General features: G+C 69.5%; 9 protein-coding genes. 2 read left to right on the plus strand and 7 right to left on the minus strand.

The window, feature by feature from the left end:
• Nucleotides 1-204: 204 nt before the first annotated feature.
• Complete coding sequence (locus ACIBB8_RS13615; protein ID WP_358863230.1) at nucleotides 205-588, minus strand: cold-shock protein; 384 nt, start codon at nucleotides 586-588, stop codon at nucleotides 205-207.
• A gap of 198 nt (nucleotides 589-786) precedes the next feature.
• On the opposite strand from ACIBB8_RS13615, the gene ACIBB8_RS13620 reads away from it, so the two are divergent.
• Nucleotides 787-1,011 carry a hypothetical protein gene (locus tag ACIBB8_RS13620; protein WP_398951564.1) on the plus strand — a complete coding sequence of 75 codons (225 nt, stop codon included), beginning with the start codon at nucleotides 787-789 and terminating at the stop codon, nucleotides 1,009-1,011.
• Between the two features lie 286 nt (nucleotides 1,012-1,297).
• Here the strand turns inward: ACIBB8_RS13620 and ACIBB8_RS13625 are convergent, their stop codons facing one another.
• The 5 genes from ACIBB8_RS13625 to ACIBB8_RS13645 all read right to left on the minus strand — a co-directional run bounded on the left by ACIBB8_RS13625 (nucleotide 1,298) and on the right by ACIBB8_RS13645 (nucleotide 7,464).
• On the minus strand, nucleotides 1,298-3,664 hold the full coding sequence (locus ACIBB8_RS13625; RefSeq protein WP_398951566.1) for an MMPL family transporter: 2,367 nt from the start codon (nucleotides 3,662-3,664) through the stop codon (nucleotides 1,298-1,300).
• 490 nt (nucleotides 3,665-4,154) lie between these two features.
• Nucleotides 4,155-4,790 (minus strand): response regulator, encoded by a 636-nt coding sequence (locus tag ACIBB8_RS13630; protein WP_398951604.1) that lies wholly within the window; start codon nucleotides 4,788-4,790, stop codon nucleotides 4,155-4,157.
• Nucleotides 4,790-5,992 (minus strand): sensor histidine kinase, encoded by a 1,203-nt coding sequence (locus ACIBB8_RS13635; RefSeq protein ID WP_398951568.1) that lies wholly within the window; start codon nucleotides 5,990-5,992, stop codon nucleotides 4,790-4,792. Before ACIBB8_RS13635 ends, ACIBB8_RS13630 begins: the two co-directional genes overlap by 1 nt.
• Before the next feature lie 68 nt (nucleotides 5,993-6,060).
• Entirely contained in the window at nucleotides 6,061-6,723 is a 663-nt protein-coding gene (locus ACIBB8_RS13640; protein WP_398951570.1) for a DedA family protein, read from the minus strand.
• A gap of 495 nt (nucleotides 6,724-7,218) precedes the next feature.
• Nucleotides 7,219-7,464, minus strand: coding sequence for a DUF397 domain-containing protein (locus ACIBB8_RS13645; protein ID WP_398951572.1), 246 nt, complete (start codon nucleotides 7,462-7,464; stop codon nucleotides 7,219-7,221).
• Between the two features lie 89 nt (nucleotides 7,465-7,553).
• Here ACIBB8_RS13645 and ACIBB8_RS13650 point away from each other — a divergent pair, with 89 nt between their 5' ends.
• Entirely contained in the window at nucleotides 7,554-7,802 is a 249-nt protein-coding gene (locus tag ACIBB8_RS13650; RefSeq protein ID WP_398951574.1) for a hypothetical protein, read from the plus strand.
• 5 nt (nucleotides 7,803-7,807) lie between these two features.
• Here the strand turns inward: ACIBB8_RS13650 and ACIBB8_RS13655 are convergent, their stop codons facing one another.
• Nucleotides 7,808-8,422, minus strand: coding sequence for an HAD family hydrolase (locus tag ACIBB8_RS13655; RefSeq protein WP_398951576.1), 615 nt, complete (start codon nucleotides 8,420-8,422; stop codon nucleotides 7,808-7,810).
• Nucleotides 8,423-8,999: the final 577 nt, after the last annotated feature.

An 8,999-nucleotide genomic window follows, 5' to 3' on the forward strand; every position in this document is an offset into this window, starting at 1 on the left:
CACTGGTGCCCCTCCCGGCAAGCTTTGCCCCGTCGCGGCGCTAGTGCTGCGACCAGAAAGGTTTGCCGTAACGCTCGCGGCGTCCGGTGCGGTGCATCGCAAGGCGGAGCATCGCCCGCGTACTGGATGTACTCGGGTGATGCGACAACACGGCGAGGTGCCGTGCCGGGCGCCGCGAGCCGGTGAACCTTTCCGGTCACAGCACTAGACGTCGAGCTGGTCGGCGACCGCGCGCAGCAGGCCGCCGATCTGCCTGCCGGCCGCCTTGTCGGGGTAGCGGCCCCGCTCCAGCATCGGTGTGATGTTCTCCAGCAGCGTCGTCAGGTCCTGCACGATCGATGCGAGCTCGTCCGGCTTGCGACGCTGGGCGGCCGCGACGGACGGTGTCGGGTCGAGGATCGCCACAGAGAGCGCCTGGTCTCCGCGCTGACCTGCGACGACGCCGAATTCGACGCGCTGGCCGGGCTTGAGCGCGTCGACTCCGTCAGGGAGCACCGACGAGTGCACGAACACGTCGCCACCGTCGTCGCGGGAAAGGAAGCCGAAGCCCTTCTCGCTGTTGAACCATTTGACCTTGCCAGTCGGCAAAGCACGCACCCCATCTCAACCCATAAGCCGGAACCAAGCCTCAGCAGGTCAGGCCGTCCAGTGGTCGTGCTCCCCTGCTGGCAGCAGCCTCCACAGGTGCAGTACCCCCCGTCAAGCCTGGTCATCCGGACTCTGTCCGGAAACGGCACACTCCGGGTGAATGGACGGCTGCTCCGGAGCGGGAACTACCCTGGCGGGGTGAGTACTCCTCCCTCTGGCGCAGGTGACCGGCTTGTCCGCGTCGGCGCGATCGTTTTCTTCATCGGGGCACTGTCCACACTGGTCACGGTGGCTCCGCTGTTCCTCGGGACCGACCCGTTCCCGTCCTTCGCATACGCCTTGTGCATGCTGATGGGCGTGGGGTTCCTGATCGCCGCGGCGGGCGTGGTGCGGTCGGCGCGAGCCGGGGCGCCGAAACGGTAGGGCCGGGGGCGTCCGGCGGGCCGCTTCGGCCGGCCCCTCTGGACGGGCTTGATCCTGCCCAGGCCTGACACCTGCAGATCTCTTCTCCACCGCTCACATCGTGAGCCGTCCTACGTGACCGTCCGATCCCCACCTCACGGGACAGCAGCAGGAAACGAAAAGGGTGGCGCGAGCTGCTCATCCAGCGATGGTTCTCGGTCGCCACAGGCATGGAAAAGGAAGAAGAGGGAGGGTCTCCGTCCGGGGGCGACGGGAGACCCTCCCTCCTCGGCGGAGGGACCTGGCCCTACGGCTGGCAGGAGTCAGGTCGCGAGGTATCACGGCGGTGCCGACCGGGCTGCGACTGCTGCTGCGGGTGGCTGCCTTGCTGGTAGGGCTGCTGGTACGCGCCCTGCTCGTACTGCTGCTGGGGCGCTTCCTGCCGGTACTGCTGCGGGGCGGTGGACCGGGCGTACTGCGGCCGCTCCCCGGCGCGATGCCACGCGGGATCGGCCTGGTCCGGGAGCTGGGCCGAGGGGCCGCGGCTATCGCCGGAGATTCCGCCGGGCCACCAGTTCCACTTGCCGAGCGCCGTCATGAGCGCCGGCAGGACGTAGATGCGGATGATCACGGCGTCCAGCAGGATGGCCGCCGCGAGGCCTACGCCGAGCTGTTTGAACTCCACCATGGACAGCGTGCCGAAGATCGCGAACACCCCGACCATGACGATCGCGGCGCTGGTCACCACGCCCGCCGAGCGGGTGATGCCCTCACGGACGGCGTCCTTGGTCGAGGCGCCGGCCAGCGCGGCTTCGCGGATCCGGCTGACCACGAAGACGTGGTAGTCCATCGACAGGCCGAACAGCACCACGAACAGGAAGAGCGGCAGCCACGAGACGACCGCGCCCGAGCTGCGGAAGTCGAGGATCTTCTCCGCCCAGGTGTGCTGGAAGACCCCGACCAGCACACCGAACGCGGCCGCCGCGGAGAGCAGGTTCAGCAGGATCGCGGAGATCGCGACGGCCGGCGACCTGAAGATCAGGACCATGGTGACGAAGGTCAGCAGCAGGACGAAGCCCACCACCCAGGGCATCCGCTCCTCCAGGTGCCCCGTGAAGTCCACACCCTGCGCCACCTTGCCGCCGACCGCGCTCTCGGAGTCGGGCACGTTGGCCATCGCCTGCTGCACCCACTCGCGCAGCAGGTCCAAGGACTCGCGTGCCCCGTCGCTCTTGGGCTGGTACGGCGTGCCCACGTCGACGGTGTGGACGCGGTGGTCCGCCGACTCCTTGATCGTCGGCGTCGAGTCGTGCGCGAACAGCTTGTTGTCCGCAGTGCGTCCGAGCAGGCCTTTCAGCGCGCTCTTCACCTCGCCGGCCTCCGCGGTGGGCGCCCGGACGGCGACCTGGTGCACGGTGCCCTTGCTCGGGAAGGCCGCGGTCAGCCGGTCCATCGCCTGGACGACCGGGATGTCACGGGACAGATCGTCGGAGCCCGGCTGCTTGAGCTTCATGTCGAGGGCCGGCACGGCCAGCAGGAGCAGCACGCCCACGGACACCACGAGCGTGATGACCGGCTTGGACAGCGCGGGACGCAGCAGCGCGGGCCACATCCGGGACTCGCCGGAGCGCATGGTCAGCCGCCACAGGAAGGGCACCTTCGGCTTGTCGACCCAGCGGCCGAGCTTGCCGAGCAGGGCGGGCAGCACGGTCAGCGAGGCCAGGACAGCGACCGCGACGACGATGATGGAGCCGGTGGCCAGGGACGCGAAGGTCGCCTCTTTGGCCAGGTAGAGGCCGGCCATCGCCACGATCACGGTGGTGCCGGAGACCACGACGGTGTGCCCGGAGGTCTCCGCGGCGATCTCGATCGCGTCGACGTGGGACTTCCCGGCGCGGCGTTCCTCGCGTTCGCGCTTGAGGTAGAAGAGCGAGTAGTCCACGCCCACGGCCATGCCCATGAGCAGGATGACGTTGCTGACGGCGCTGGTCTCGGGCAGCACGTGGGAGGCGAGCGTGGACAGCCCGATGGCGGCGCCGACGCAGGACAGCGCGAGCACCACGGGAACGCCGGCCGCGATGATCGCGCCGAAGACGACGAGCAGGATCAGCAGGGTCAGCGGCAGGCTGATCAGTTCGGCCTTCTGGAAGTCCTCGCCGAGGGTCTCCGACAGCCCCTTGGCCGTCGAGCCGGTGCCCACCTCGTCGACCCGAAGGCCTTCGTGGGCGTTCTGGACCGCCGCGCTTGCGTCGAGCAGCGGCTGGACCCGCCGGTCGGCGTTCTCCGTGTCGCCCTTCATGGTGACCGGCACCAGCAGCGCCTTGCCGTTCGGCGAGGCGACCGGCTCACCGACGCTCTCCACCCCGGAGAGCGCCTTCATCCGCTTGACGACGTCCGCCGCCGCGGCTCGACCGGCCCGGTCCAGCTTCCCGCCGTCCTCGGCGGTGATCAGCACGTTCTCCTCGGCCTTCTCGGGGAAGTCGCCGGAGTGCACGATCTTGCCGGCGCGGCCCGACTCGCGGACCCCCGACTCCTCGTCGCTGATCGCGTTCGTACCCGCCACTCCGCCCAGGAAGAGGCACGCGGCGACGAACACGACCCACAGACCGATGGCGGACCACGGATGGGTGGCGCTCCATCGCGCAATCCGTACCGTTGCCGGTTTCTTTCGCACCTTGCTTCCCCCGTTGCTGCAGGCCCGGCCCAGGAAGCCGGTCGGATCTCGATGGGGAAAACGCTAGGTCCGCCGACATGCGTGCGGATACGAGGTAAACCGTCATGGCGGCCGTTGCTTTCCGCAGGCTCAACATGCGGAAAACCACAGGTGCGACCCTACGGAAAACCGCAGCGAGAAACCTGCGGAAAACCGTACCGCCCTGGGGAAACCAGGAAAACCCGGGCCCGTTACGTTCGGAGTGCGAATCACCGGCACCCGCAAAGGGCCGTGTACTAGCTTCCGGGTTGGAATATTCGCCGATCGCGGAGTGTAGCTCGTCGAATTAAAGGTGTACATTCCTTGGCAATTAGTTGCCGAGGTGCGACAAAACTCGAGGGGCGAAAATGGCCCGACGACGCTCTGAACCCGTATTCGCTCCAGTGACGACCCGGTGACGACAACGACGTGCCGGGCGGCAGGATCTCCGCTGCCCGGCACGTCGTTGTCGTCACGACTCCAGATACCGCAGTACGGCCAGGATCCGGCGGTTGTAGCCCGCGGCGTGGGCGAGTTCGAGCTTGTCGAAGATCGCGTTGAGGTTCTTCTCGACCGTGCTCATGGAGATGTGCAGCTTCTCCGAGATGGCCGCGTTGGTGTGCCCCTGGGCCAGCGTCTCCAGGACGCTGCGCTCGCGGGGGGTCAGCCGGGCCAGCGGGTCGCTGTGCGTCGTACGGATCACCAACTGCCTTACGACCTCCGGGTCGATGGCGGCGCCACCCGCCTGAATCCGCTCCAGCGCGTCGAGGAACTCCTCCACCTGTGCGACCCGGTCCTTGAGCAGATAGCCGACCCGCTCCGCGTTCGAGGTCAGCAGCTGTGCCGCGTAGTTGCGCTCTATGTGCTGGGACAGCACCAGGACCCCGACGCCGGGCCACCGCTTGCGGATCTCCAGTGCGGCCCGCAGCCCCTCGTCCGTGTGAGTGGGGGGCATCCGGATGTCCACGACGACCATGTCCGGCTGCTGGGCCTCCACTTCCCGCAGCAGGGCGACGGCGTCTCCCACCGAGGCGAGGACCTCGTGCCCCTCCTCGGTGAGCAGCCGGACCAGCCCCTCTCGCAGCAGGGTCGAGTCCTCGGCCAGCATTACGCGCACGGCAACTCCGCGGTGATCGTGGTGGGCCCCCCGGAGGGGCTGTGGACGTGCAGCCGGCCGTCCAGCGCGCCGACCCGGCTGTGCAGGCCGGTCAGTCCGCTGCCCGCCGGATTCGCGCCGCCGACGCCGTTGTCCTCGACCCGGACGACGAGGACGGGGCCGTACGCGCGGACGCTCACGAGGATCTCCGTGGCGGCCGAGTGCTTGGCCGCGTTGGTCACGGCCTCCGACACGACGAAGTACGCGGCGGTCTCGACTGCGGCGGGCAACGGCTCGGCGAGGCCGTAGTCCATCCGGATGGGGATGCTGCACCGCTCGGACACGCCGGCGAGCGCCTCCTGAAGCCCCAGGTTGTCCAGCGCCGTCGGATAGGCCCGCCAGGCCACTTCCCGCAGTTCGGTCAGCATCTCCTGCGACTCCCGGTGGGCCTGCTCCAGCAGGCTGTCCGCCTGTTCGGGCGTACGGCCCCGGCGGACGCGTCCGAGGAGCATGGCCAGCGCCACCAGACGCTGCTGCACCCCGTCGTGCAGGTCCCGCTCGATACGCCGGCGTTCGGTGTCCACGGCCTGGAGCACCGCCGCCCGGCTGGTGGCCAGTTCGTCGATGCGCCGCTGCATCAGCTCGCGTTCCGACGGACCGAAGCTCTCGCGGGCCAGACGCGCGTCGAGCGCCTCCAGCGACACCAGGCCCTGTACGTCCAGGAAGAGCAGCACCCCGCCGAGCAGCCCCTGGGTGAGCAGCTCCCGCCAGCCGAGCGTGCCCCGCGCAAGGCTCGCGACGAGCAGCCCCGCCAGGACGATGCCGAAGCCGAGCAGGCCGACCACGATGCCGGTGACCAGACCGGCGTAGGTGCGGGTGGCGAGGTAGCGCAGGATCCGGTGGTCGGGAACGGGGCGGTCGGGGAAGCGGTCCCCGAAGAAGACCGAGCGGCGCCGGCGTTCGAGTCCCGTCAGCCGTCGGGCCCCGGCGATCAGGGCGACGAGGGCGTGTCGTCGGGTGCGCGGCCACAGCAGAAGGGGGCCGAGGAGGGTGCCGACGACCGCGAAGTACAGCAGTCCGCATAAGGCGGTCAGACAGCCGAGCAGGATGCCGGCGGCCCGTCGCGGCAACGCCGGAGGCTCACCTCCCGGTTGCGCGGGTCCGAGCGCCGTCGGGAGGGGCCGGGTGGTGAAGTCCGCCGAGTCCCCCTGCACGGTCGCCGAGACTAGTCGGGCGGCGCAGCCGGGGCAAGATCGTTCGATCGGGGTGAGAGGGGGACTGGTCACGACGTACGGCGATGCTGGGCGGAGCCGCGGGAGCGCACGCGGACCACGATGTAGAGGACGAGGGCCGCCGCGACCAGGACGAGGACGACCTTGCTGATGACCCCGACGTAGGTCTCGACGAGGTCCCACTGATCGCCGAGCCAGTAGCCGGCCAGCACGAGCACGGAGTTCCAGATCAGGCTGCCCAGGGTGGTGAGCAGCAGGAAGATCGACATCGGCATGCGTTCCAGGCCGGCCGGAACGGAGATGAGACTGCGGAAGATCGGCACCATACGGCCGAAGAAGACGGCCTTGGTGCCGTGCTTGGCGAACCACTCCTCCGTCCGCTCCAGGTCGGACGTCTTGACCAGCGGCAGCCTGGCCCAGATCGCGTGCATACGCTCTCGTCCGAACAGCATGCCGATCCAGTAGAGGACCGCGGCGCCGACCACCGAGCCGAGTGTGGTCCAGAACAGCGCCGAGAACAGGCTGATGACGCCCTGTCCGGCCGCGAAGCCGGTCAGGGGGAGGATCACCTCGCTGGGCAGCGGTGGGAAGAGGTTCTCCAGGGCGATGGCGAAGCCCGCGCCGGGGCCGCCCATGGTGTCCACGAGGTCGGCTGCCCAGCCCGCGATACCGCTGGCGGGCTTCTGGGCCAGAGCCAGGGTCATGAGGTCCATTCGAAATCTCCAGGCTGCGGGGGCGGTCGCCGCGGGCAGATGCCGCGATCCATTGACCACGCTAGAAACCGCTGATCAGCGCCGGTATGAGGATTGCCGTCGAACTTATGCGGTTCTCCGCACTCTCCACCCTGCGGTTTTCCGCAGGGTGGAGAGTGCGCGTGCAACCCGGCCGTCGAGGCGGCGGCAACGACCGTGGCACGTTCCTGCGGCCGGACATCAGGAATAGGGGGCTCGCACTGGCAGCAAAGTGCCAGCGGCCGGATTTCGTTGGCTCTTGAATTCCGACGTGGTTGGCCTCGGCTCACCGGCCGTCAAGTTCCTTGAAAAGCAGGGGTGCTTGGCGCTCCGCTATGCCGAATTCAGTGCACAACACTGACAGGAGGCGGAGAACATGGGCGGCCTCGTCATCGGGCGCCGCGGTCGCCACGGCCGGCGCGTGAACAACCTCCTGCTACTGACACCGGACGAGGTTCGTGCCGTCGAGTCGTGACGTCAGGACGGGGTGACCGGGCCCTCGCCGTCGAGTTCGGCGAAGTGGTCGAACTCGCCGGCCATGACGCCCTTGGTGAAGGCGTCCCATTTCGTCATGGTCGTCGTCACGACGTTCTCGGGGTCACTGGTCTCCCGGAGATAGACCAGATCGTCCGGCCCGTACGCCACCTCGATCCAGGGGCCGGGGCCCTCCTCGCCCTCGGGCGCGGCGCGGATCCAGGTGAGGTCAGTGGGGATGTCAGCCATGGAAGCGGTTCTCCTTGAGGGCGCGTACGAGGGATGCCCGGGCGGCGGGTGTGGTGTGGAGTATCGCCCCGGTGGGGTCGCTGTTTTCGGTGAGTCTGACCGTGCTGTGTATCCGGCTGAGCGTGTGGGACACCAACCCGCACATCCCCGCCCCCTTCCAGTGGAGCGCCGAGGCGCCGGCGGAACTGGCCGAACGCCAGCAAGGGCTGTACCTCGTCGCCCTCTACGCGGAGAGCTGGGGCGCCTACTCCATGCGCGGCGGGACGCCCGGGCAGGACGGGAAGCTGCTCCGGGTGGAGTGCACGACCAAGCGGCAGGAGCGGGCCCAGGACGAGTGAGACGTCTACGCCGCGTACGCGTCCAGCCAGGACGGGAACTCCGTCAGCGACGACAGGACAACATCCGCGCCCGACGCCCGGAGCTCCTCCGCGTCGCACGGGCCCGTCGTGACCCCGACCGACAGGGCATCGGCGGTACGGGCACCGCGCACGTCCCCGGTGTGGTCGCCGACGTACACCTGCGCGCCGTGCTCGCGCAGCGCATCCCCCTTGCGCTCCGCCCACAGGCTGCCTATGACCTCGTCGGGTTCGATTCCCAGGTGTGCCAGGTGGAGCCTGGCGTTCGGCGTGTGCTTCGCGGTGACGACGATCGTCCGGCCGCCCCGCGCGCGGATCGCTTCGACGGATTCCCGGGCGCCGGGCAGGGCGGGGCTCGGCGTGATCGCGTACGCGGGATAGATCTCCCGGTATCGGTCGGCCGCGGCGGCCACGGCGTGCGCCGGGTACCAGTTCGCGAGCTCGTGCTCCACGGGCGGTCCGAGCCTGCCGACGACCAGGTCGAGATCGATCGGCGTCCCCGTCTCGGCGGACAGCGCCCGGTAGGTGGCCTTGATGCCAGGCCGGGAGTCGATGAGCGTCATATCGAGGTCGAAACCGACCGTCAGGGGGTGCGGAGCCATGCTGCTCATTGTGCCGAGGGCACGGCCTCCTTCCGCCCCTCGGTACCCCTCGGCCCTGCGGACCCCTCCCGCCCCTCGGACTCGGGCCCCGGTCCGGGGTGACCGGTTCCGTCCTCAATCGCCGGACGGGCTTGAGTGTGCTGCCCAGCAACGGGGCGGGCCCGCGTCCACCCCACCCCGGGTCCGGGGCGGGAGGTTCCGTCCTCAATCGCCGGACGGGCTTGAGTGTGCTGCCCAGCAACGGGGCGGGTCCGCGTCCGCCCCACCCCGGGTTCGGGGTGACCGGTTCCGTCCTCAAGCGCCGGACGGGCTTGGGATGCGCTGCCCGGCAACGGGGGTGCCGCCGCGTTGTCCGGTGGTGGGGTGGGTGGGGCCCTTCCGGGGCGTCTCCTCGGGACTGGCGCGGAAGCCGGCAACGCGGACGAACCCGGCACGTACGCCAGCCCCTGCGGGGACTCCCCTGCACGGCCCCACCCGCGCATCACCCGCGCATCACCCGCGCCCGCGACCCGGCGGTCGTGACAAAAGAGGCGCACCGGGCCGCGGACGCGCGACGGCCGGTCCGGGGCCGTGCAGG

The sequence above is a fragment of the Streptomyces sp. NPDC051286 genome (genome assembly GCF_044455345.1).
Taxonomy (GTDB): Bacteria; Actinomycetota; Actinomycetes; order Streptomycetales; family Streptomycetaceae; genus Streptomyces.